This window comes from Avrilella dinanensis, assembly GCF_002807015.1.
Taxonomy (GTDB): Bacteria; Bacteroidota; Bacteroidia; order Flavobacteriales; family Flavobacteriaceae; genus Flavobacterium; species Flavobacterium dinanensis.
Genome location: NZ_NIPO01000001.1, coordinates 214715 through 236934, shown reverse-complemented (window position 1 = coordinate 236934; position 22220 = coordinate 214715). Strand labels below are relative to the sequence as shown.

At 38.5% G+C, this 22220-nt stretch carries 24 protein-coding genes and 1 tRNA gene; 10 read left to right on the top strand and 15 right to left on the bottom strand.

The features are described 5' to 3' along the window. Positions 1-60 precede the first annotated feature (60 nt). From CDL10_RS01150 to CDL10_RS01140, 3 genes are read right to left on the bottom strand one after another with little or no spacing between them, the layout of a single operon-like run. Positions 61-1410 carry a DUF5689 domain-containing protein gene (locus tag CDL10_RS01150; RefSeq protein WP_133119433.1) on the bottom strand — a complete coding sequence of 450 codons (1350 nt, stop codon included), beginning with the start codon at positions 1408-1410 and terminating at the stop codon, positions 61-63. Positions 1411-1421: 11 nt separating this feature from the next. Then, positions 1422-2012, bottom strand: coding sequence for a choice-of-anchor J domain-containing protein (locus tag CDL10_RS01145; protein ID WP_100676824.1), 591 nt, complete (start codon positions 2010-2012; stop codon positions 1422-1424). Positions 2013-2023: 11 nt separating this feature from the next. Further along, positions 2024-4810 carry a carboxypeptidase-like regulatory domain-containing protein gene (locus CDL10_RS01140; RefSeq protein WP_100676823.1) on the bottom strand — a complete coding sequence of 929 codons (2787 nt, stop codon included), beginning with the start codon at positions 4808-4810 and terminating at the stop codon, positions 2024-2026. 139 nt (positions 4811-4949) lie between these two features. On the opposite strand from CDL10_RS01140, the gene CDL10_RS01135 reads away from it, so the two are divergent. From CDL10_RS01135 to CDL10_RS01125, 3 genes are read left to right on the top strand one after another with little or no spacing between them, the layout of a single operon-like run. Further along, the gene (locus CDL10_RS01135; RefSeq protein ID WP_207760129.1) at positions 4950-6017 is read left to right on the top strand and encodes an endonuclease/exonuclease/phosphatase family protein; all 1068 of its coding nucleotides are present in this window, start codon (positions 4950-4952) and stop codon (positions 6015-6017) included. 1 nt (position 6018) lies between these two features. Further along, positions 6019-6669, top strand: coding sequence for an O-methyltransferase (locus CDL10_RS01130; protein WP_100676822.1), 651 nt, complete (start codon positions 6019-6021; stop codon positions 6667-6669). 31 nt (positions 6670-6700) lie between these two features. Continuing rightward, positions 6701-7909 carry an MFS transporter gene (locus CDL10_RS01125; RefSeq protein ID WP_243389270.1) on the top strand — a complete coding sequence of 403 codons (1209 nt, stop codon included), beginning with the start codon at positions 6701-6703 and terminating at the stop codon, positions 7907-7909. A gap of 6 nt (positions 7910-7915) precedes the next feature. Here the strand turns inward: CDL10_RS01125 and CDL10_RS01120 are convergent, their stop codons facing one another. From CDL10_RS01120 to CDL10_RS01075, 10 genes are all read right to left on the bottom strand, one after another. Then, complete coding sequence (locus CDL10_RS01120; protein WP_100676821.1) at positions 7916-9415, bottom strand: AsmA family protein; 1500 nt, start codon at positions 9413-9415, stop codon at positions 7916-7918. Positions 9416-9469: 54 nt separating this feature from the next. Then, the gene (locus CDL10_RS01115) at positions 9470-9748 is read right to left on the bottom strand and encodes a GNAT family N-acetyltransferase (RefSeq protein ID WP_100676820.1); all 279 of its coding nucleotides are present in this window, start codon (positions 9746-9748) and stop codon (positions 9470-9472) included. Positions 9749-9759: 11 nt separating this feature from the next. Then, the gene (locus CDL10_RS01110) at positions 9760-10152 is read right to left on the bottom strand and encodes an OsmC family protein (protein ID WP_100676819.1); all 393 of its coding nucleotides are present in this window, start codon (positions 10150-10152) and stop codon (positions 9760-9762) included. 38 nt (positions 10153-10190) lie between these two features. Further along, the gene (locus CDL10_RS01105) at positions 10191-11078 is read right to left on the bottom strand and encodes a pirin family protein (RefSeq protein WP_100676818.1); all 888 of its coding nucleotides are present in this window, start codon (positions 11076-11078) and stop codon (positions 10191-10193) included. 36 nt (positions 11079-11114) lie between these two features. Then, on the bottom strand, positions 11115-11993 hold the full coding sequence (locus CDL10_RS01100; RefSeq protein WP_100678596.1) for a pirin family protein: 879 nt from the start codon (positions 11991-11993) through the stop codon (positions 11115-11117). Positions 11994-12074: 81 nt separating this feature from the next. Beyond that, complete coding sequence (locus CDL10_RS01095; RefSeq protein WP_100676817.1) at positions 12075-12680, bottom strand: Crp/Fnr family transcriptional regulator; 606 nt, start codon at positions 12678-12680, stop codon at positions 12075-12077. Between the two features lie 8 nt (positions 12681-12688). Continuing rightward, entirely contained in the window at positions 12689-13189 is a 501-nt protein-coding gene (locus CDL10_RS01090) for a hypothetical protein (protein ID WP_100676816.1), read from the bottom strand. A gap of 5 nt (positions 13190-13194) precedes the next feature. Beyond that, a complete protein-coding gene (gene murA, locus CDL10_RS01085) occupies positions 13195-14508 on the bottom strand; it encodes a UDP-N-acetylglucosamine 1-carboxyvinyltransferase (RefSeq protein WP_100676815.1) in 1314 nt (437 codons plus the stop codon). Positions 14509-14517: 9 nt separating this feature from the next. Continuing rightward, positions 14518-15204: a DUF4290 domain-containing protein gene (locus tag CDL10_RS01080; RefSeq protein WP_100676814.1), complete on the bottom strand. Its 687-nt coding sequence runs from the start codon at positions 15202-15204 to the stop codon at positions 14518-14520. Positions 15205-15206: 2 nt separating this feature from the next. Then, complete coding sequence (locus tag CDL10_RS01075) at positions 15207-15494, bottom strand: DUF493 family protein (RefSeq protein WP_100676813.1); 288 nt, start codon at positions 15492-15494, stop codon at positions 15207-15209. A 306-nt stretch (positions 15495-15800) separates the two neighbouring features. Here CDL10_RS01075 and CDL10_RS01070 point away from each other — a divergent pair, with 306 nt between their 5' ends. The 4 genes from CDL10_RS01070 (at position 15801) to CDL10_RS01055 (ending at position 19652) form a co-directional block, all read left to right on the top strand. Beyond that, entirely contained in the window at positions 15801-16334 is a 534-nt protein-coding gene (locus CDL10_RS01070) for an AAA family ATPase (protein WP_100676812.1), read from the top strand. Between the two features lie 41 nt (positions 16335-16375). Further along, complete coding sequence (locus CDL10_RS01065; RefSeq protein WP_100676811.1) at positions 16376-18271, top strand: RecQ family ATP-dependent DNA helicase; 1896 nt, start codon at positions 16376-16378, stop codon at positions 18269-18271. Continuing rightward, positions 18268-19218, top strand: a complete 951-nt coding sequence (gene fmt, locus CDL10_RS01060) for a methionyl-tRNA formyltransferase (RefSeq protein WP_243389269.1) — start codon at positions 18268-18270, stop codon at positions 19216-19218. The genes CDL10_RS01065 and fmt overlap by 4 nt, the downstream gene beginning before the upstream one ends. A gap of 143 nt (positions 19219-19361) precedes the next feature. Further along, positions 19362-19652 carry an HU family DNA-binding protein gene (locus CDL10_RS01055; RefSeq protein WP_100676810.1) on the top strand — a complete coding sequence of 97 codons (291 nt, stop codon included), beginning with the start codon at positions 19362-19364 and terminating at the stop codon, positions 19650-19652. Positions 19653-19772: 120 nt separating this feature from the next. Here the strand turns inward: CDL10_RS01055 and CDL10_RS01050 are convergent, their stop codons facing one another. Together CDL10_RS01050 and CDL10_RS01045 are read right to left on the bottom strand one after the other, a co-directional pair. Continuing rightward, positions 19773-20618, bottom strand: a complete 846-nt coding sequence (locus CDL10_RS01050; RefSeq protein ID WP_100676809.1) for an aminotransferase class IV — start codon at positions 20616-20618, stop codon at positions 19773-19775. Positions 20619-20669: 51 nt separating this feature from the next. After that, positions 20670-21056: an START-like domain-containing protein gene (locus CDL10_RS01045; protein ID WP_100676808.1), complete on the bottom strand. Its 387-nt coding sequence runs from the start codon at positions 21054-21056 to the stop codon at positions 20670-20672. Positions 21057-21237: 181 nt separating this feature from the next. Between CDL10_RS01045 and CDL10_RS01040 the strand changes: the two genes are divergently transcribed. The 3 genes from CDL10_RS01040 to CDL10_RS01035 all read left to right on the top strand — a co-directional run bounded on the left by CDL10_RS01040 (position 21238) and on the right by CDL10_RS01035 (position 22134). Next, positions 21238-21311 (top strand) — tRNA-Met (locus CDL10_RS01040). Between the two features lie 82 nt (positions 21312-21393). Then, positions 21394-21534 carry a hypothetical protein gene (locus CDL10_RS11385; RefSeq protein WP_165772965.1) on the top strand — a complete coding sequence of 47 codons (141 nt, stop codon included), beginning with the start codon at positions 21394-21396 and terminating at the stop codon, positions 21532-21534. Next, positions 21535-22134 carry an energy transducer TonB gene (locus tag CDL10_RS01035; RefSeq protein WP_100676807.1) on the top strand — a complete coding sequence of 200 codons (600 nt, stop codon included), beginning with the start codon at positions 21535-21537 and terminating at the stop codon, positions 22132-22134. Positions 22135-22220: the final 86 nt, after the last annotated feature.

Sequence of the window (22220 nt, the reverse complement as noted above, 5' to 3'; positions counted from 1 at the left end):
TATAATCAAAAAGCCTGTTTGAATTTCAAACAGGCTTTTTGATATTGCACAATTTGTGATTTATTCAGCAACTGTGATATTATCTATTTGCATAGTTGTGGTCACAGTTTGACTTCCGGTATATTCAAAAACGAGATATCCGTTGCCTGTTACACTATTCGGAACGGTGTATTCGCCACTATTTGTAAAATTTGGTGCATAGCCGGTTGTTGTACCGGTAGCAATTGTGAAATTACTTGTAATATCCGTGAAGTTTTCTACCTGGATTAAATCTCCCGGCTGGTAATTGTCAGTTAGCGTATAATAAACTTTCAGTACCTCGCCGTTGTTGTGTCCGTCTTTGGTTTGGAAAGAAATGGTGTTGCTTCCCGTAAACTCTACCGGAACGATGAGGTAGGCTTTAACATCTGCATTGGCTCCGAAAGAAGTCATTTGTGCATATTTGTTGTTGCTGAAAGATTTGGTTTGCCAGTACCGTCCACCTGCGATATAATCGTTAATCAATTCAGGGAAAGCAGATTGGTCAACGTTGTATCCTTCAAAATCTACGACAAATGCCGATTGATAGTTGAGGTTTGTTCCTCCTTGATGCGTTGGCACGCGGTTGTAAGGTTCAGTCAGCATAATGTCATCAAAAGTACGGGCAAAAAACTGGAATGTAGAGCTGTATTTGGTTAAAACACCTCTCAGCTTTCCGCTGGCACTCGGTACAGTTTGGTTTGCAAATTTGGCAAATTCACTGGTTCTGAAAATCATTCTTCCGGAACTGTCTTCGATATAATGATTGGTGGCATTTCCGCCAAAATCGTTGTCTGGGTCATAGAAAGTTTTACCCAACGCTTCCTGAGCAAACTGCACTCCTTCTACCTGTACCAACAGATTGATATATTTGTTGTTTTTCAATGAAGAAATATCCACGATGCTCAACAAATTGTTTTCGTCTATTTTTTCTGCCGAAAGCTGTACGTGCTTTTTGAAATCCTGCGGACGCATACGCCCGACAGTTCCGTTATATTCTGCACCGATTACCACAGCACCGTCTTTGAGCGTATAGTACAAATCTTTCAATTTGATGTATATTTTCCGACCTGGTTCGGCTTCGGTGTAGATATTATACATATCCACAGAAATTGAAAACCCGCGTGTTTTTTCCGGATTCTGAATCGAAATCGTTTTGTAGAAAGTACCGCCGGCATCAGACGACGAAACGTAGCCTTCCACCACATCATCTTCGGTAAATTGTCTGAGCTGAGCGTCTGCCATCGCAAAGATTTCTTCAATAGATTTGGTCGCTGTCAGCTCTTCATACACGACTTCTGTGTTATCGTAATCGTCTGACTCGGCACATGCCGTGAACATTAATGAAATGCCCAGACATAGCAATAAATATGTGAATTTGAAATTTTTCATTTTATCAGGTTTTAAAATACTCTAACATTATCAATCATGTAAGCACCGGCATTCTGGGAAGCTGTTCCTCCGGTAACCTTAAACGCTACATAAATCGTTCCGGAATAATCACTCAAATCAATGATTCCGGATTTGATAAATTCGTAGTTCTGGATAGCCGGAGTAGGTTTGTTGAAACCAAATTCTGTCCATGTCGCTGCCAAAACATTTTCTCCGTCGAAATCGGTGGAAATATATGCCTGAATATAATTGTTTTCCGTATTGATTACGTGGTGGTGTGCTACCTCGAATGTAAGTCTTTTCAATGATGCCTCCTCGGTGTTGATGGAAGGCGAAACAAACCAACCGATATTAAGTTCATTTCCGCTTTGGAAAGGCGAAAATTCATAATAAACATTGCCGTTGTGTTCCTGCGGTCCCCAGCTTTTTGAACCTATTTCGGTCACATTTGTCCAATTTTCGTGTGTTGCTGTATCCTGAAAATCTTCAAAATATACTATTTTTCCGATTTCCGGCAGTACAACGTCGTCTTCAGAAACACACCCGACAAACCCTAATGTGGTTGCCAAAGTGGCTAATAAGCTGATTTTATATTTTTTCATGATAATTAGGATTAGAAATTAATGTATAGGTTTAAGAAATACGTTCTGCCGAATCCGTGGAAATATCTATTGCCGAAAGTGCGGGTTCCGCTGGCATGGTCCATGTTTAACTCACGGTAATTGGCATTACGCAACTGCTCGAATCCGCCGGTTTTGTATTCTAAATCAAGCAGGTTGTTTACCATCACAAAGAAACCAAATGTTTTTCCGTTAATTCTCCACGATTTACCTCCTTTTAGATTTAAAAGAAAAGCATCGTCCAATTTTTCTTGTCTTAATAGTTTTCTTGAAGTTTCTTCGTTAACTTCCGGGAAAGCTGCTCCCGATTGTCCTGGTTCGGCAAAAAAGTTGTTGGTACGCAGCAGTGGTGAAATATCTACATATCTTTCACTTAGTAAATTAGCATCAATAGCTACCCACCAGTAATCCGGGGCGCGGTATTCCAAGCCTAAGGAATAAGCTTTTTGCGGAATTCCTCCGAGATAATAGTTTTTGATAAACGCTTCGCCGAAATTCACTTTCGGATTTAAACCTAATTCCTGGCGACCATCTACGTTAAGAGCAACCTGTGCATTTTTGGAATAAGTCGATTGTCCTAATGCAACGGCAGCCGTTGCTTTAAGCGTTTGCGTAAGCTGATATTCGGCACCCAATTCCAAGCCGATGTTTTGTTTTTGAATACCGGTAGTGATTTCGGTAACAAATTCGTTGCTGTTATCAAAATCTTCAAAACCGATTCCTTCCACATAAGCAAACATTACTCGGCTGGCATCTTGTATCTGGTTAAAATATCCGGAGATTCTACCTTTGAATTTCGGTGTTCTGATGATATAAGATGCGTCGGCAGCCATGATGGTTTCGTTTTGCAAATCCCCGATTGTGGCATCGCTGATTCTGGAATTAGCATAAGAATTTCTGATGCTTGGTGCCTGCGTATAATAGCTTAGGTTAGCATCTAAGATGTGACGACCTGTGATAAGGTAAGTCAAACCTCCTTTTAAACCAAAGTTGGTAAAAGAATGTTTTTCGCCTTTTCCGAAAGAACTATCAGCATACAAACCGTTTCTGTATAAACCTTCTCGTTGGAAATCTCTGAAAGTAACAGATTGTGCCAAATAGAAATTTACCGGATTGTAGTTGAACTTAAATTGTGTGAAAGCGTTGACTACATTAGAATGCATGATAAAGTTGTAACCGTATTTATCGCCTTCGTAAATTTTTCGGTTCGGGTTATTCAAATCCGATTGAGCGAAATCATCATTATAGAACGAATCTACATCTTCCATGTATTCTCCTCCGAGCAAATCGTACATTTCCTGATAGTTTTCAGATTGCACGTTTCTGTATGAAACACCGGCATTAAAACCAATCCGGTCAGAGAATTGTGTAGAAAGTAACGAGCTCGCAGAGAATTGTTTGTCTTCCACTACGTCGGCATACAAAGCATAAACCGACCTGCCCAGACGTTGGTTGGTGGCATACATAGCGTCCCAATCAATCTGTGGGTTGGCAAGAAAATCAATTTTGTTTCTTTCCGCATTGTCATAGTCAGGTGTCCAGACAGGAATTGCAGAGTTGGTATCATGCAGATTCAAATAATAACTTGGTAATTTTTTGTAATAAGTCGGGTCGGGATTGTTGGCACCGTTATAATCCAACCGTGAATTGGCAATCGTACCGAATTGGTAGGATACGTTGGTGTTCAACCGGGTTTTATTGTTGATATTCCAATAATGGCTCAAAATGAAAATCGGTTCTTCTACGTCTTTTTCTCTCGAATTTCTTTTTTTGCCGTTTTGTGTTCCCCAGAACGAATTGTATTTATATCCCATTAAATCAATCAATTCCTGTGTGTTCGGCGAATTTTTTGCTCTGCTGTTTTGTGCATAAATAGCCGACAGGTTGATGGCGTGTTTGTCATTAATTTTTTTCTCTATGGCAAGAAAAAAAGATTTTGAATCATAGTCAGTTCCGTCAAAATGTGCTTCGTTGGCACCTCTGTATCCGGCAGAAGCAGCATAAGCCCAGCCATTTTTGTTGTATCCGGAACCGTGTGTGGCCATAGCCCGCCAGTTGTAGTTGGTGTTGGCACCAGCCAGTGAAAGCCGTGTTCCGGTACGGATAGCCGACGCTCTCATATTGATAGCCTGTGTACCTAAAATTCCGCCAAAACCATATTCAGAGGGTTGTGAACCAGAAATAAATTCCTGATTACGAGTGGCATCGTTCAATCCGCCCCAATTGGAAAACTGCGGACGACCGTCAAGCACTTTGTTCATAGATATTCCGTTGATGAACACATTTCCGTATTCATTGTCCAGACCTCTCAGCCTGTACCACGCCTGTCCCCAGCTGAATGCTGCCACTTGCTGAAAAGCATCTCGTGTAGCCTGAAGAATCCCGGAAGTTGCTTCCGAACCTGAATTGTCATCGCCCAAATCGTTATCTCCAAGTGTAATCAAGCCTAATTGAAGCTCTGCGGTCATATCCGGATTCAATACAATTGTACCTAAATCCAGAGATTGTCCTTCCTCGATTTCTACAGGAACATAAGCTACTTCATAATCTGTGTAACTGAATTTTAACACTTGATTGCCCAAAGGCGGAGTCTGAAATTCAAACTGTCCTTCTGTGTTGGTCAAAGTGCTTAAGGTAGTGTTTACCACAGCAACTTCCACATTTTCCAAAGAGTTCTGTGTTCTACCATCTACTACCTTACCGGTAATTTGGTAAGATGATTGTGCCAGCATTGCTGTTGAGAATAAGCAAAACGCAGCACCAAACAAATAGTTTTTCATACGTTAGTAATTAAATTTTTGTTTTGTTATTTTTCAGTTAAAGAAAACTTAACACCATGCAAAAGTAATTCTTTTCATCAGAATAATTAACTTTGTGTCGTTATTTGAAAAAGATATATATAAGCTTAATATATTGATAATGATAAGAAAATTATTTTTTAACCTGGTTTTCGGGTTAATCTTTACGGTTTCCTGGGGTCAGGAAAAACAGTATGCGGTGCATACCATCGCTTTTTACAATGTAGAAAATCTGTTTGACACGATTAAAAGTCCGAATACTTTTGATGCCGAGTTCACGCCTAACGGACAAAGAGGTTGGGGAACGCAGAAGTATAACAAAAAACTGGATTTGCTTGCTGAAGCAATTTCTCAAATCGGCACAGATGAAAATCCGAATATGCCGACAGTATTAGGCGTTTCAGAGATAGAAAACCGCTCGGTACTGGAAGATTTGGTTAAGCATGAAAAATTACAAAAATCCGATTACGGCATCGTGCATTTCGATTCGCCCGACCGACGAGGAATCGATGTAGGATTATTATATCAACCAAAGCATTTCAAACCGACAAGCTCAAAAAATATTCCGTTATATATTTATGAGCAATCCAAGTCTAAAAAAGACAGCCGGAATAACAAAGGAAAAAGAATTTATACCCGTGACCAGCTATTAGTAAGCGGTTTGCTGGACGGCGAAGAAGTTCATTTTATCGTTAATCACTGGCCATCAAGGTATGGTGGTGAGAAAAAAAGTAGCCCGAACCGGGAAGCTGCCGCTGCACTCAACAAGAAAATAATTGATTCACTTTATCATATTAATCCGAATGCGAAAGTAATTACAATGGGCGATTTGAACGATGGACCGTATAATAAAAGTGTGAAAGATGTTTTGGGTGCTGAGGGCAATAAGCAAAAAGTGAAAAAAGGCGGACTTTTCAACCCGATGTATGAAATGTATGAAAATGGTTTAGGAACATTAGCCTACCGCGATGCGTGGGACGTTTTTGACCAGATGATTGTGAGTGAACCGTTAATCAGAAATGATTATAGCGGCTGGCAGTTATGGAAAACCCGTATCTTTAGCAAATCATTTCTGATACAAAAAACCGGACAATATAAAGGATATCCACTAAGAAATCAATTCAACGGTGAGCCGGGTTACAGCGACCACTTTCCAGTGTATATGTACCTGATTAAAGAAGCGAATTAATATGAGCAAACAGTTAATATCTACCGAATTAGAGGAATATATTACCGGGCATTCTGCTGCTGAACCGGAATTATTGGCTCAGCTCAATAAAGAAACTTTACTGAAAATAATGAGCCCGAGAATGATTAGCGGTCATTATCAGGGCAGAATGCTGAGTATGATTGCCAAGCTCGTCAACCCGAAACACATTCTCGAAATCGGGACTTATACCGGATATGCGACATTATGCCTGGCAGAAGGATTGTCTGAAAACGGCACTATCGACACGATTGATATTAACGAAGAATTGGTTGTTATACAGAATAAATATTTTGAGCGTTCAGGATTTCGAGATAAAATACACCAGCATTTAGGCGAAGCCACAGAGATTATCCCGATGTTGGGTAAGCAATTTGATTTGGTTTTTATTGATGCCGACAAACCGAACTATGCAACTTATTTTGATTTGGTTTTGCCTAAAATGAGTCCGGGAGGTGTGATTTTGTCCGACAATGTATTATGGTCAGGTAAAGTGTTGGAAGAAGTGAAACCCAACGATAAATCTGCAGTGGCTATCAAAGCTTATAACAAAAAAATCAACAACGATTCACGAGTAGAAACAGTTTTGCTCCCCATCAGAGATGGTTTGACGATTACGCGAGTGAAAAGGTAATTGGTTGATTTAAGATAATTACCTTCACAAAATGAGTAAGTTGAAACTATACTGGAAAAATTATCTGGCTGCCTATCAAGGTTTGTCAAATGCCACCTGGTTGTTGGCTTTGGTTATGTTTATCAACCAAAGTGGCTCGATGGTTTTACCTTTTTTGGGTGTTTATATGACCACTGTTCTGGACTTTTCACTCAAAAATGCTGGTATTGTTCTAAGTGCTTTTGGTGTGGGGTCTATTCTTGGCTCGCTTGTGGGAGGCTGGTTGACAGATAAATTAGGCTCTTATAAAGTACAGACATTCAGCTTGTTTTTCAGTATTCCTTTTTATGTTATCATTCCGATTTTTCAGAGTTTTGAATCATTGTGTCTGGCGATTTTTTTTCTGAGTTTTATCAAAGAATTGTTTCGTCCGGCAAACAGTGCTTCGGTTTCTTACTATGCCAATCCAAAAAATATTACCCGGGCTTTTTCGCTCAACCGAATGGCGTTGAATCTTGGGTACTCTATAGGTCCGGCAATCGGCGGATTTCTGGCGGCGGTTTCCTATAATTTTTTGTTTTATACCAACGCGGTTATGTCATTTTTGGCGGGCTTATTATTTTTCTTTTACTTCCGAAATAAAAAAGGTAATGAGCCTAAACAAGTTGTTTCCGAAAAAGCACAACAGATGAATTCCAAAAGTGCCTACACCGACGGAAAATTTGTCTTATTCAGTATTTTTATAGCGATTTACGCATTTTGTTTTTTTCAAATACTAAATACTTTGCCTCTTTTTTATAAAAATGTAGCGATGATGAGCGAAAAAGAAGTTGGTCTGCTGATGGGATTTAACGGTATAGTTGTATTTATTCTGGAAATGGCATTGGTGCATTATGCCGAGAAAAAATTCACGCTTTCCCGTACTATGATTATCGGAAGTTTATTTTGTGGGTTGTCCTTTTTTATATTAATCCCGACGCATACAGTCTGGATTTTGTATATGTCCATTTTTCTTATTTCCATTTCAGAAATCCTGATTATGCCGTTTGCCTCGACGGTTGCTGTTAATCGTTCTAATATATTTAATCGGGGTTCGTATATGGGACTGAACGGAATTTCGTTTTCGATTGCTTTCATTACCTCGCCTCTTTTGGGAACAATGATTGCGGAAAATTTAGGATATACGGAACTTTGGATTTTTAATTGCGTGATGATTTTATTGGCAACAGCAGGGTTTTACTTTATCATGAAAAAGATGTGATGATTTTTAAATCACCGTTTTTTTTAATCCTTCCATGATACAATTCCAGAAATAATTCCAGAAAGATTTGGTAGGGTCTCGTTCTACTTTTTCTACTTCAACATCATTTTCTCTGGCTTTGTTTTCGCTTTTTACAAACAGGTTTGCGACAAAAGTAACCAGTTTATTCACGCTTTTCTCGTTATCGTTTTTTAAAACCTTAATTTTCAGGTCGTCATACACCATTTTAAAATTACCGTTTGCGGTGTATCGATTGCCGGAAAAGTTGAAATATAAATCTTTGATTCCGGTTCCTTCTGCTTGCATATTGAATGCCGGTTGGAGGAATTTATTGATAAATTCAGGCGGAATGTGATGGCTTTCGCCTGTGATACGAAATGTATCATCGGGATTGTTGATATGAAAAGACCATTCCACAGACAAAGGAGAAGCTCCCATAAATTGCGTTTGAATCTGAGCAATGGTTTTAGGGAAATCTTCCCTGTTCATATTTCGGTTGGTAATATCGGAAATAGTCGCTTCCATATTTTTGAAAAACACCAAACCGGTTTCGCCTGTTTTTTCCTGTACTTCCTCATAACTCAGGTTTACTTTTGACAGTTGCAAGGTGTCGATTTGCAAATCAAAGGGTAAATCTCTCAACATTTGGCTGTACATTTTCTTTTTGCTCAAATCATCACGAACCACTTTGTTGCGGTATATCTCAGCATTTACTGAGTCTATTTTCATATTCTTCGAAGAAAAAAACATTCGTTCTTGTGAATCAATTCGGTAATCGGATAGAGTAATTCGTTTAAAATTCACGTCCATCAAATCCATTTCGTACGGAATAAATTTAACATAATCCTTCCGGGAATATTTGGGTTTGACGGCGAGCTCATGAATATTTATGTCGTTTTTATCAATAATCAAACTGTCCAACTCCAGCGTTTGTATATTGCTCAACGAACAACTTAGTTTTCCGCCGTTTACGACGAGCGATGTATGATTAAACGGAATTTGATTTTTAATACTCGTCGTATCAACCGTAATACCTTGAATGTTAATATCATAGTTTTTCAATGCAATCATTTGCAGAGAATCGGTCTGATAGGTCAATCCGGCTTTTTGAATGGTTATTTGTCCTATCCGGATAGATTGTTCCAAATCATTATTTGCGGGAGGAACGGAATCTTTTTTCGTTTTAATTAAAGTAAGTTGAGGCTGACTGATGATAATTTCGTCAACAGACAATGTGTTCCGAAAGAGATAATCGGTATATTTTAAACCAGTTACAGTAATTTGGTTCACGGAAATATGATTGTTTCCTTTCCGGAAAACTACTGAATCTATACGAAATGAAGGGTTAATCCAATTATGAGAAAATCGCTGATAGGTCAGATTTCCTTTCTCGGTTTGGTCGTTTAATAGTGATTTTACTCGATATGAAACAAAAACATTCAGCCCTATGTAGCCCACGGTTAATATAATAACCAAAACAAAGAATATTTTTAAAAATTTCTTCATAGTACACTGTCTTTGTTTTCATTTCAACATGAAATTTAAAACTACTTCCGAGGATTAAAGCACATCTCTGATATCTTCCACCTTGTCAAACACACTTTTTGCGAACGGACATAGAGGAATAATTTTCAGGTTGTTTTCCCGTGCATATTCTACTGCAGCCAATACCATTTTTTTTCCGACCCCTTTTCCGCTAAACTCAGGGTTTACATCTGTATGGTCAATAATAAAGCGGTTTTCTCCAGCCCAAGAATAAGTCATGTTCCCGGCTTCTTTACCGTCTTCAATAGCTTTAAAAGCTCCTTTCGTTTCGTTGTTTATGTGTTGTATTTCCATTTTTTTTAAGATTAATTTTTCATTTTGGTAATGATTTCTATTCCTTTACTCAGCAATTTATGTACCGGACAGGCATTTGCAATAGTAAGTAAGCGTGATTTTTGTTGTTCATCTAAATTAGCTTTTATTTCGATAATACGCATCAAAATGGGATTGTTTTTATCCTCGTCATTCAAAGTTACCTTTACACTAATTTCCTCTACATTCCATTCTTTTCTGTCAGCATACATTCTTAAGGTAATTGAAGTGCATGAACCTAACGAAGCTGTCAGTAATTGACTAGGGTCGAACCCTAAATCTTTACCGTTCAAGTCAATCGGTTCGTCTGCGACAATTTCGTTGGTTGCCGAACGAATAATTGTTTTGTGTTTTTCTCGTCCTGTAATTGCTGTTGTTTCTTTCATTTCTTTTTTTGAGTAAATTTTCCAACCTTCAGACTTAATTATCTTTTGGGAAGTGAATAATCGGGTAGGGGTACGAACTCTGTTTCATTAGGAACTTTCGGAAACTTTTGTTCCAGCCAATCATATTTTGCTTTTTCTATCATTTCTTTATCTGAGCTTACAAAATTCCAATGAATATAGCGTTGCTCAGGGAAAGCCTCTCCTCCAAAAATATAGATTGTTGTGTTTTCTGCGAGTTCCATGGTACATAACTTTGTGTCTTTTGCAACGAGTATCTGCTTTGGTGTATATTCGTGACCATCATTTTTGATAGAACCTTCGAGAATGTATAGTGCACTTTCTCCGAAAAGATGTTCCCCGATATTAATTGAAACAGCATTTTTGCTCTTGATTTCAAGAAAATACAACGGACTGTGAACAGGAACGGGCGATTTTTTTCCAAATGCTTTCCCTGCAATTAATTTTATCTGAACGCCATCTTGTTCCCATTGTGGAATATCTTTTGCTTCAGTGTGATGAAAAGTAGGTTCTGTCTGTTCCAAATGCTTAGGTAATGCAACCCAAATCTGTAATCCGTGAAGACTTTTCTCAGAAGTTCGGAGGTATTCAGGAGTTCTTTCTGAATGAACCACACCTTTTCCGGCTGTCATCCAATTAACTGCACCTGGTTGAATTTCCATCTCTGTACCCAGACTATCTCTGTGAAAAATTGCTCCTTCAAACAGATACGTCAAGGTTGATAAACCAATATGAGGATGTGGGGGTACGTCCAGATTTTGGTAATTTTTTAATTGAGCAGGTCCCATATGGTCTATAAATACGAATGGTCCCACCGAACGTTTTTCCCGAAATGGGAGTAAGCGACCCACAAGGAAATTTCCGATGTCGGCAGCTCGCTCCTCTATAATTAATTGAATGTTTGACACTTCTTGAATATTTTTGTTAAATATAATAAATTGTGATTAATCTTCCAAATGACCAAACTTCCCCTGATTAAAATCGTTAAAGGCATCGATTAGTTCCTGTTGTGTGTTCATTACAAAAGGTCCGTGGGCAGCAATTGGTTCATTGATAGGTTCTCCGCTCAATACCAACACAATTGTATCTTCATCTGCTGTAATTGAGAATGTTTCTCCTTGGTTTTCAAACAAAACCAAATGGTCTGTTGGTACCTTTTCGGATTCATTGACTGTTATACTTCCCTCGATGACCAATAATAAAGTATTGTAATCTGCAGGAAAGGTGAAATCAGAAGTTGCTCCGGCTTTTAATTTTGCATTGAACATGTGTACGGGTGTAAATGTTGATGCGGCTCCCTTTATGCCCTTGTAGTCTCCTGCAATGATTTCGATTTCTCCATTATTGTTTTCAAGTTGATATCTCGGTATTTCCGCATTTTTTATTGCCTGATATTTTGGAGTACTCATTTTGTCTTTTGCAGGTAGGTTAACCCACAATTGTACCATCTGGAAAATTCCGCCTTCTTTGCTAAACGTTTCTTCGTGGTATTCTTTGTGTAATACTCCTGAAGCTGCCGTCATCCACTGCACATCTCCTTCTCCGATAATGCCACCGCCTCCGCTACTGTCGTGGTGTGCTACTCTGCCATGGTAAGCGATTGTAACCGTTTCAAAACCTTTGTGTGGGTGTACGCCTACTCCTTTTGGGTGGTCGCTTGGAGGGAAATGAAATTTGGCGTTATAATCTAACATAATAAACGGAGTCATTCGCTGCATATCCAATCGATAAGCACTTGGAATAAAGTTATGTACACGGAATCCGTCTCCTACGAAATGGGGCTCTCTTGGAGGAACCACTATCTCTATATTTTTTGTTGCCATCATATCTAATGTATTGATTAATAATACAAAATTAAGAAATTCGCCGGCAGTTATTATTGATGTAGGTTAAGAACGCAAGAATTAGTTTTTAGGGTAGAACTTTCGGTTTGCCATATCTTTTCTTACTCGACTGAGGCTTTCCGGAGTAATTCCTAAATAAGAAGCAATCATCCACTGCGGAACTCTTTGTGTCAAATCGGGATAAGTAGAAATGAAATCCATATATCGCTCTTCGGCAGTAGCAGAAAGCAATAAATGGATTCTCCTTTGTAATTGATGAATGTGTTTTTGTAAAATTTGCTCATTATAGGCTACAAATTCGGGATTGATAGCCAATAGTTTTGCAGAAAACAATGATTCATCAATCAGTGCCACTCTGCTTGGTTCGATAGCTTGGATGTAAAAAGTTGACGGTTGATTGAAACAAACGCCATTGCGGTCGCCTACAAACCAATTCTCAGGAGCAAATTGCAAAATATGTTCTTTGGCATTTTGATCGACAGAAAAATACCTGAGCAGCCCTTTTTCTACAAAAAATGTATGTGTACTGGTTTGCTCAGGTTGTATTAAATAGTCGCCTTTTTCTATATTGAGATAGTCTATGTATTCTCTGATTTTTTGCCAATCGGCAGCAGACAAATGCACTTTGTCGCTCAGGTATTGTTCGAGTGTAGAGAGATTAGACATTGGTTAATTTATTCGGATACAATGAATTCGTACGCTATTTCATCTGTTTTTAATAAATAATATACTTTTGAATCACTCTGTACAATCAAAGTATCGTTAGTTTCTCCAAATTTGTATGGCAAAAAAGCTTCATGAGCTTGACTGTGTGAGCCAGATGATGAATTGTCGCTTACCAATGTTTTGATAAACTTGTCGGTATTGTACCAGTACTGTTGATAGAATTTATTTGTATAGTATGCTGGTTCGTTTGATGAATCTTTTTTTAGTAGATAAAGATAATTGTTGTCCAGCAATAAAATTTCTCCTACCTCTATGGTTTCATTGTTAACCAATAAATCTTCGTCAGTAATATCATAACTAATCTTATATCCACCTTTATGTTCCCAGAAACCTATAAGTTCATCTGATTTATGTCCGTTGATATAATCCTGTTTGAGGTTGTCGATTTCGTCTTCATTACAACCAATGAGCAAAAACACAGGTAATAAAAGTAACCAAAATTTTTTCATATCTATTAATCAATTCGTTCTATTTTAGCCCCCAGTTGTCGCAATCGGATATCTACATTTTCATATCCACGATCTATCTGTTCGATATTTTGGATAGTACTTGTTCCTTTAGCAGATAAGGCGGCAATAAGCAAGGACATTCCTGCTCTGATATCTGGCGAAGTCATCTGTGTCGCTTTGAGTTGTGATTTGAATCCGTGTCCGATAATCACTGCCCGGTGAGGGTCACATAAAATGATTTTTGCTCCCATATCAATCAGTTTATCTACGAAGAACAAACGGCTTTCAAACATTTTTTGATGAATCAAAACCTCTCCTCTGGCTTGTGTGGCAACGACTAATAATACACTCAGTAAATCCGGGGTAAGTCCTGGCCATGGTGCATCTGCCAATGTGAGAATCGAACCATCGATATAATTTTGTATTTCATAACCGTCGGTCTGAACAGGAATGTGAATATCATCGCCACGGCGTTCGAGCTGAATTCCCAGTTTGGAAAAAGTCGTCGGGATAATTCCTAATTCGTCCCATGCTGCATCTTTGATAGTTATTTCGCTGCGGGTCATTGCTGCTAAGCCTATCCACGAACCGATTTCAATCATATCCGGTAAGATGCGGTGCTTGCAGCCTTTGAGTTCTTCAACGCCTTCAATTGTCAACAAATTAGAACCGATTCCGGTTATTTTTGCTCCCATGGCGTTGAGCATCTTGCAAAGTTGCTGGATATAAGGTTCGCAAGCAGCGTTATAGATAGTGGTCGTTCCTTTTGCCAATACCGCTGCCATAACAATGTTTGCCGTACCGGTAACAGAGGCTTCATCGAGCAGCATATACGTTCCGGTCAACCCGTTGGGTGCTTCCACACCGTAGAAATATTCTTCCCGGTTATAACGAAAATCTGCTCCGAGATTAATAAATCCTTCAAAATGGGTGTCTAATCGTCGTCGTCCAATCTTATCACCACCGGGTTTCGGGATATATCCTTTGCCAAACCGACCTAATAGCGGACCGACAATCATGATTGACCCTCGCAAAGCCCGTCCGGTTTGCCGGAAATCATCAGATTCGAGATAAGATAAATTTACTTCATCTGCCTGAAAAGTATAGCTGTTTTTGTTGAGTTTTTCTGTTTTTACCCCTAACTTTCCGAGCAATTCGATGAGTTTATTCACATCAAGAATATCCGGAATGTTGTTAATGGTAACTTTTTCGGAAGTAAGCAATACGGCACAAAGCACCTGCAATGCTTCGTTTTTGGCTCCCTGCGGAATCACATCGCCTTTCAGCTGATGACCTCCTTCAATTTTGAAAATACTCATAGTCAGGCTTTATTTTCGGTTTTTATTTTTGTGATGACGTGGCTTGTTGTTATTGTTATTTTGCGGATTTTTGTTTTGACTGAAACGATTGGTTTGTTTCTTGTTAATTCGCAACAGGTCAGAGCTGGTACTCAGTTCTTCATCTTTTTTCAGTAAATTGATTTTTCCGTCTGAGAGCTCTAATAAATGTTGGAAAATTACTTCATCAGTCACGGTTTCTTTGTTCCAGCTGAGGTAACTTTTTTTCATGTGGTTGGCGATAACTACAATCAGAGCGTCTTTCTTTTCGCCTTCTTCCCAGTTCATCGCCTCCTCAATCATTCGGGTAATGTTATTGCCATAAAAACGGTATTTCGGGAATCGCTGCGGATAAGCTAGTTTGACCGGCTGTATATATGCGGTTTCCTTTGTCGGAATAGGGTAGGGCGAATCAACATCTAAATCGAAATCGGCCATAAAAAACAGTTGATCCCAGAGCATATGCTGAAAATCAGGTACATCTCTCAGGTGCGGATTCATTTCGCCCATGATTTTAATAACCTGTTTGGTGGCTTTGTTGCGTTCGTCCCGGTTTTCAATAGCCTTCACATTGTTGATGAGTTTGTGAATATGTCGTCCGTATTCCGGAATTTTCAGATGAGTTCGTTCAGTATTGTACTCCAGTTCAAAAATGGCTGAATGTGTGTTTGCCTGCATAATTATAATGAGATAATGCCTTCAACAGAAGACACTTGTTTGTATTTGTCAATGATACTGTCAGCGTCGGGCATCATCACTCTGATAGATACGCTGATAAAATTTCCTTTGCCCGATTGCTTGGTAGTAAACTTCGCATCAGAACCGGCAAAAGCAGATTCTATTTGCTGAATTTTGTTTTCATCGTTCGGAACGATAAATTTATACAAGTAGTCCAAAGGCCACGATTCAGTAGATTTGTCTAATTCTTCCTTTAGTCTTTCGAAAAAATCTTCTTGTTGTTGATTCATAATATTATTTCTGTCATACAAAGATAATCTATTTTTTTAGAATGTTGGTTGTTTGATGTAGGAAGAAATCTGCTTGATGTAGGAAGAAATTTGCGGGGTTTGTATGCGTTGTGCTAACCCTATAGGTTTCATTTTGTTTCAGGTTTTGATAGCTGTGAAGAAGTAACATTGTAACGAAACGATGCCCACTGTGACTGACAACTAATCGCTAATAACCAAAAAAAACTCTTAGCTTTTGGCTATTAGCTAATCGCTAACAACCAAAAAAATAGTAAGTTTGCGAATAAAAAAAATCAGGCAAAACAAGTGGCACAAGAAATCGTTTTACTCATTGGCGGACCCGGTAGCGGGAAAACCACTTTGCTGAATCATCTGGCAACCTTGGGATATACTTGCTATGCGGAAATATCCAGGCAGGTTACGCTCGAAGCTCAGAAACAGGGTATTGAACAGTTTTTTCTGAAAGACCCGTTGCTCTTTAGTCAAAAATTGCTCGAAGGAAGGATTGAGCAACACATCAGCGCCCAAAAAGATTCTTCCAAAGTAGTGATTATAGACAGAGGCATTCCGGACGTGCTGGCGTATATGGATTTTATTGGCGACAATTACCCCGATTCATTTACCGAAGCCTGCCTGGTTCACAGATACACCAAAGTTTTTGCTTTGCCGGTTTGGGACGAAATTTATCAGAGTGATAACGAACGTTATGAAGATTTGCAGACGGCTCATCGCATTCAGGAACATCTTATCGCGTCCTATACCAAATACGGTTATCAACCCATATATGTGCCGAAAATGACCATAGGCGAACGGGCAGATTTTGTGATTAACCATTTGTGAAAATCACGGAATCGCATTATCTTTACACATAATTTGCTATTTTGTTTGAAGCTGAATATATCCTGAAAAAATATTGGGGATTCGATTCTTTCCGACCACCTCAGGAAGAAATCGTAAAATCTGTCGTTTCCGGGCAAGATGTATTGGCGGTTTTGCCGACCGGTGCCGGTAAAAGTGTCTGTTATCAGGTTCCGGCTATGATGAACGATGGAATAACTTTGGTTATTTCCCCGTTGGTTGCCCTTATTGAGGACCAGGTTGAAAGTCTAAAACAAAAAGGAATCAAAGCGGTCGGGCTAACTGGTGGATTGTCACAACAAGATGTTTTCCGGATTGTTGATAACTGTCAGTATGGGCATTATAAATTCTTGTATCTTTCCCCCGAACGGCTCAAACAACCCTTTTTTTTGGACAAATTAGCTCAACTTCCGGTTAATCTGGTGGCAGTTGATGAGGCTCATTGCGTGTCGCAGTGGGGGCATGATTTTCGACCGGCTTTTCTGGATATTATCCAGCTCAGGAATGTGTTACCCAATATTCCGTTTATTGCTTTGACGGGTTCTGCCAACGACCGTGTTCAGCAAGATATTAAGCAATTACTTGGATTGCATGAGCCGGAAATTTTTCTCAAAAGTTTTTACAGACCAGAAATCATTTTCAGCCTACACATTTTAGATAATGTGGAAGAAACATTAATCAAAATTTTGAACAAACACCCGCAACCGGCAATTGTGTACACCCGAAGCCGAAAATATACCGTTCAAATTGCTCAAAGACTGCAAAGTATGGGGTTTGCCTGTGATTATTTTCACGGAGGACTGACCAATGACGACAAAAAAAAGCGTTTGCAGGATTGGCTCAGCGAGAAAAAACCGATTATGGTGGCGACCAATGCTTTTGGAATGGGCATCGACAAACCGAACGTGAAAAATGTGGTGCATATACAAATTCCGGAAAGTATCGAAAACTACTATCAGGAAGCCGGACGAGCCGGACGAAACGGGCAATCATCGTTTGCGACAATGTTGATACACCCGGCTGAAATCGCTCATTTTGACAATCGGTTTGCACGAAATATATTGAGTAAAGAGGATTTGCTTACCGTTTATAAAAAGTTTGTCAATGACCAGCAAATTGCCTACGGAGAAGGGTTGGAGGGATTTTATTACCTCAATCTGACGACTTTTTGTGATAAATATGCACTGAATGCCACCCACACTTATCAAGCATTCAAATTTCTGGATAAAGAAAGTGTGCTGACGCTTTATGAACAAAATAACAGAAATACAACCATCAAATTTGTGCTTTCTACCGAAGAAACGCTCAATCATTTCAAAAATCGTCCGAAAGAAGAATTGTTGTTTGAACAAATTGTTCATCGATATGCCGGAACTTCCGTGATAGACACCAAAATTAATATAGGTACACTCGGCAAAGGAACAAATCTTGACAAACTGACGATTGTGAATATACTCAAACAATGGCATCAGGCAGGAATATGTGTGTTTAACGACGGTGATTTTGATTTGATGATTACCCTGAACGAACCGCGTGACGATGAACGAACCATCAATCGGGTGGCGAAAGATTTGAAAGTGCAAAATCAGATTAAGAAAGAGCAGCACCAGGCAATGTCTGGTTATATTGACAATTCAGACGAATGTTTGTACAGGAAAATACTGGATTATTTCGACGAAAAAAAAACCGAACGTTGCGGGAAATGTTCTGCGTGCAGAAGACAAGCTCAAAAAGATTACAGTAAAAATCACAGTAACGAAATTACTGAAAATATTTATGCTTTCCTGGCTGAAAACCGTTCGTTAGAAGAAATATCGGCTTATTGTCAGTTAGAAAAAGAGTTGATTATCGACTTGTTATCAAAAATGCTGGAAGAAGATAAAATAGTTTTTAACCCTCCATATTATCATCAAAAATGACAGAAAAACTGAACATAGTATTCATGGGAACCCCCGATTTTGCGGTGGGAATTTTAGACCATCTGGTAGAAAACGGAATGCATATCGTCGGTGTAGTTACCGCTCCGGACAAACCTGCAGGCAGAGGACGAAAAATCCATACTTCGGCTGTGAAAGATTACGCTTTGCAAAAAGGCTTAACGATTTTACAACCTGCCAATCTGAAATCGGAAGAATTTCTTCAGGAATTGCAATCTTTGCAGGCAGATTTGCAAATTGTAGTAGCATTCAGAATGCTGCCAAAAGTAGTTTGGGATATGCCGAAATACGGCACTTTCAATCTGCACGCCTCTTTGTTGCCTGAGTACAGAGGTGCCGCACCAATAAATTGGGCAATCATCAACGGCGAAAAAGAAACAGGTGTAACCACTTTTTTCCTCGACGACCAGATTGATACAGGAAAAATGATTTTGCAGAAGAAGACGAATATCGGCACCAATGAAACTGCGGGAGAATTACACGACAGATTGATGAATCTTGGGAAAGAAACCGTGTTGGAAACTGTCAGGTTAATTGCTGAAAACAAAGTTGATTTACAAACCCAGCCGAATGGTAACCATAAAACAGCTCACAAGCTCAATAAAGAAAACTGTCAGATTAACTGGAAACTTCCTGCCGGTGAAATCCATAATCATATTCGCGGATTGTCGCCCTATCCGGCTGCGTGGGCAACCTTAGTAAATGACGAGCAGGAAATTCCGGTAAAAATATATCAGTCTGCTTTTGAAAAAACGCACCATGATTATAATGTCGGAAAAGTTATCACAGATAATAAAAAGCATATTTCGGTAGCCGTTTCGGACGGATTTTTACATATTCTGGAATTGCAGTTTCCTGGTAAAAAAAGAATGGAAACAGTGGCGTTGCTCAATGGTGTGAAGCTCACTGAACAGGCATATTTTAAGTGATTTTACCCTTGAAAAAGCCTTTAAAACGGGCTGTTGGGCAAAAAAACGGGCTTTTTTTGAATTTTTTTATTCAAAAAACTTGCATTATAAAGGAATTCTTCTAAATTTGTGGTAGTTAATTGATTAACCTAAATAAAAAAATTATGAACAAAACACAATTAATTGATGCTATCGCAGCAGATGCGGGTATCACAAAAGCAGCTGCTAAATTAGCACTAGAATCATTTTTAGGAAACGTTTCAGGGTCTTTGAAAAAAGGAGATAAAGTTTCTTTAGTAGGATTTGGTTCATGGTCTGTTAGCGAAAGAGCTGCACGTGAAGGTAGAAATCCACAAACTGGAAAAACTATCAAAATCGCTGCTAAGAATGTTGTAAAATTCAAACCGGGTTCTGAATTAGACGAGTCTGTAAACAGCAAAAAGAAGAAAAAGTAATCATTGATTACGTATAGAAAAACCGACTTTTTGAGTCGGTTTTTTGTTTTATTGCCTGTTTGAATTTATATTGTAAAAATAACCTATAAACAAATTATTAGATAAATTTTAAACAGGCTCTTATAGTCCAAACCTGATTTTTGCATTTAATCTGCCCAGCAGTTGTGTGGAAATATTGGTTTGGAATTCTTTTTTCCGGTATTTCGTTATCGGTTGTATGCCCTGGATAGTATTTGTCAGAAATAATTCATCAGCTTTTTGCAGCTCAAAAGGTGAAATACTTCGTTCCTCGAATGTCAGGTTGTCCGATTTTTCAATAAGCTGGATAATTTGCTTCCGCATGATTCCGTTCAGGCAGCCGTCTTCTGATTTTGGTGTGGCTACCGTGTTTCCTTTTACCAAAAATATATTGGATTGCGTAGCTTCTACAATATTTTTGTCGTCGTTAATCAGCAAGCAGTTTTGATAACCGTTTTCTTCGGCAAAGATACCTGCTGTGATTGAAACCAGTTTATTGGTGGTTTTTAATGTAGAAAGCAAATGTTTGCTGATGTGAAAATCTTTGAAAATTTCTACTTCATAATGCCCATTGTTGATTGCATAAGCAGCGTTTGGTAAAGGTTCTGCTGTGATGATATAATCAATTCCTCTGTTTTCGGGCGTATATTTTCCGCCACTTTGCCGATAACACGTTATTCTGATACGGTAGGAAGAATGGTTTTCCTCAAAAGTATCAAGCAAAGAACTGATTTGCTGTTCGAGATATTCCTGCGTGAAAAATACCGGAATTTCCATTCTGAGAATTCTCATCGACGACATCAGCCGGAAATAGTGGTCTTCTGCAAAAAGCACCTTTCCGTCTAACGTTTTTAAAGTTTCAAACACGGCATCTCCGTAGAGAAAAGCCCGGTTTTGCTCAATAGAAATATTGGTTTGCGAGGTAATTTTTCCGTTATGATTAACCATAAAAAAGCCCTGTTTTTAATTAACAGGGCAAATATACAGTTTTAATTGGGGTTAATTAGAGCCCAATATTGTTTTCAAATCATGAATTTGACTTTCCCAAAGCAGTTTTTGGTCTTCCACCTCGTCTTCATCGGCAAAGTCAGTAACAACAAGGATTACGTCTTTAGTAATTTCGTCCCGGACAATTTTGAGTTCAAAGTAATTTTCAGATTCGTTTCCTTCCTCGTCAATCCATCTGAAACGAACTTTTTCGTCAGATTTTTTATTAGTTAATTTTGCTTTTTCTTCGGAATCTTCCCAAATAAAAGTATAAATCTCTCCTCTTGAATTTACATTATCGGCAAACCATTCCGAGAGTCCGGAAGGGCTTGATATATATTGAAAAAGTAATTGCGGTGACGAGTTAATCGGGAACTCAATTTCAAATTTTGTTTTCATACTCTGTTTTTTCGGGCAATATAGGGAAAAATATAGCATAAAAAAAGAAAGAAGAAATTATTTTGTTAAATAAAATTTAATAAGTTGTTAATCAGTAGGTTGTTGTGTTTTTGAATTATTTTGTAAAAATATTTTTGTGATAAATTGATTAATAGCTATATTTGCACTCGCAAAACCATTTGGCGAGGTAGCTCAGTTGGTTAGAGCGCAGGATTCATAACCCTGAGGTCACGGGTTCAACTCCCGTCTTCGCTACAAAAGCCCGATTTATTCGGGCTTTTTTTTATGGCTGAAATTGATTCCGGATAAAATAAAATAACTTTTTATCTTTGCGGTTATGAAACACATTTACATCATACTACTACTGTTATTGAGTTGCAACATTTACGCTCAGGAAAAAGAACTTGATTTGCAAAAACTGGCGGAGTTGGTCAATTCTGACGAAGAATTTAATCAGTATTTTGAAGATTTGGGTTGAGTGCAGTCAACAGATTCGCTTAATATATATTTTGAAACCGTTACGAGTAACGAATCAACCGTTTATGCTATAAAAAACATAGGAAACCCAAGTGTGTTTTTATTGACCAATAAATCTAAGGTGGCATCGCGTTGGGAAAAACAAATTAAAAAATTTGCTAAGTTTTCTATGACAGATGTTTCGCCCGGCAAACAGATTCACCAATATAAGTTTAACAATGCAACTTATGGCTGGATTTCAGAAAAAGATGCCGAAACCGGGTTGTATAGTATGTTTGTGATGAAACCTCAGCAACCTTCGGCAGTTCAAACACAAAATGCTTTTGCTTATCCTAAAGGTGGGATGGAAACTTTTCGCAGAAATTTTTCCCGTCGTTTTAGACTTGATAAAAAATTCGGAGGTTATAATGGGGAAATAAAATTTACAGTTACATCCGAAGGAGAAATCACTAATGTAGCTACTTTACCATACAATAAGTCTGTGCATGAACAAGCAAAGGAAATATTGAAGGATTCAGAATGGACTCCGGCTATTGAAAATGGAAAACCCGTAAAGTCTCAATATAGCTGGAAGATACAGATTCAACATATGAATAATTGAGGTAATATTTCCCGACTGAAAAATTCAATTTTAACATAATTTCAATTTAGCTTTTATATTTTTGCCATTATTGTATAAAACAACAA

Excerpts from the sequence above, each read along its gene's own strand:
- CDL10_RS01150 (WP_133119433.1), bottom strand. The coding sequence starts at position 1,410 with ATGAAAAATTTCAAATTCACATATTTATTGCTATGTCTGGGCATTTCA.
- CDL10_RS01145 (WP_100676824.1), bottom strand. The coding sequence starts at position 2,012 with ATGAAAAAATATAAAATCAGCTTATTAGCCACTTTGGCAACCACATTA.
- CDL10_RS01140 (WP_100676823.1), bottom strand. The coding sequence starts at position 4,810 with ATGAAAAACTATTTGTTTGGTGCTGCGTTTTGCTTATTCTCAACAGCA.
- CDL10_RS01135 (WP_207760129.1), top strand. The coding sequence starts at position 4,950 with ATGATAAGAAAATTATTTTTTAACCTGGTTTTCGGGTTAATCTTTACG.
- CDL10_RS01130 (WP_100676822.1), top strand. The coding sequence starts at position 6,019 with ATGAGCAAACAGTTAATATCTACCGAATTAGAGGAATATATTACCGGG.
- CDL10_RS01125 (WP_243389270.1), top strand. The coding sequence starts at position 6,701 with ATGAGTAAGTTGAAACTATACTGGAAAAATTATCTGGCTGCCTATCAA.
- CDL10_RS01120 (WP_100676821.1), bottom strand. The coding sequence starts at position 9,415 with ATGAAGAAATTTTTAAAAATATTCTTTGTTTTGGTTATTATATTAACC.
- CDL10_RS01115 (WP_100676820.1), bottom strand. The coding sequence starts at position 9,748 with ATGGAAATACAACACATAAACAACGAAACGAAAGGAGCTTTTAAAGCT.
- CDL10_RS01110 (WP_100676819.1), bottom strand. The coding sequence starts at position 10,152 with ATGAAAGAAACAACAGCAATTACAGGACGAGAAAAACACAAAACAATT.
- CDL10_RS01100 (WP_100678596.1), bottom strand. The coding sequence starts at position 11,993 with ATGGCAACAAAAAATATAGAGATAGTGGTTCCTCCAAGAGAGCCCCAT.
- CDL10_RS01095 (WP_100676817.1), bottom strand. The coding sequence starts at position 12,680 with ATGTCTAATCTCTCTACACTCGAACAATACCTGAGCGACAAAGTGCAT.
- CDL10_RS01090 (WP_100676816.1), bottom strand. The coding sequence starts at position 13,189 with ATGAAAAAATTTTGGTTACTTTTATTACCTGTGTTTTTGCTCATTGGT.
- murA (WP_100676815.1), bottom strand. The coding sequence starts at position 14,508 with ATGAGTATTTTCAAAATTGAAGGAGGTCATCAGCTGAAAGGCGATGTG.
- CDL10_RS01080 (WP_100676814.1), bottom strand. The coding sequence starts at position 15,204 with ATGCAGGCAAACACACATTCAGCCATTTTTGAACTGGAGTACAATACT.
- CDL10_RS01075 (WP_100676813.1), bottom strand. The coding sequence starts at position 15,494 with ATGAATCAACAACAAGAAGATTTTTTCGAAAGACTAAAGGAAGAATTA.
- fmt (WP_243389269.1), top strand. The coding sequence starts at position 18,268 with ATGACAGAAAAACTGAACATAGTATTCATGGGAACCCCCGATTTTGCG.
- CDL10_RS01055 (WP_100676810.1), top strand. The coding sequence starts at position 19,362 with ATGAACAAAACACAATTAATTGATGCTATCGCAGCAGATGCGGGTATC.
- CDL10_RS01050 (WP_100676809.1), bottom strand. The coding sequence starts at position 20,618 with ATGGTTAATCATAACGGAAAAATTACCTCGCAAACCAATATTTCTATT.
- CDL10_RS01045 (WP_100676808.1), bottom strand. The coding sequence starts at position 21,056 with ATGAAAACAAAATTTGAAATTGAGTTCCCGATTAACTCGTCACCGCAA.
- CDL10_RS11385 (WP_165772965.1), top strand. The coding sequence starts at position 21,394 with ATGAAACACATTTACATCATACTACTACTGTTATTGAGTTGCAACATT.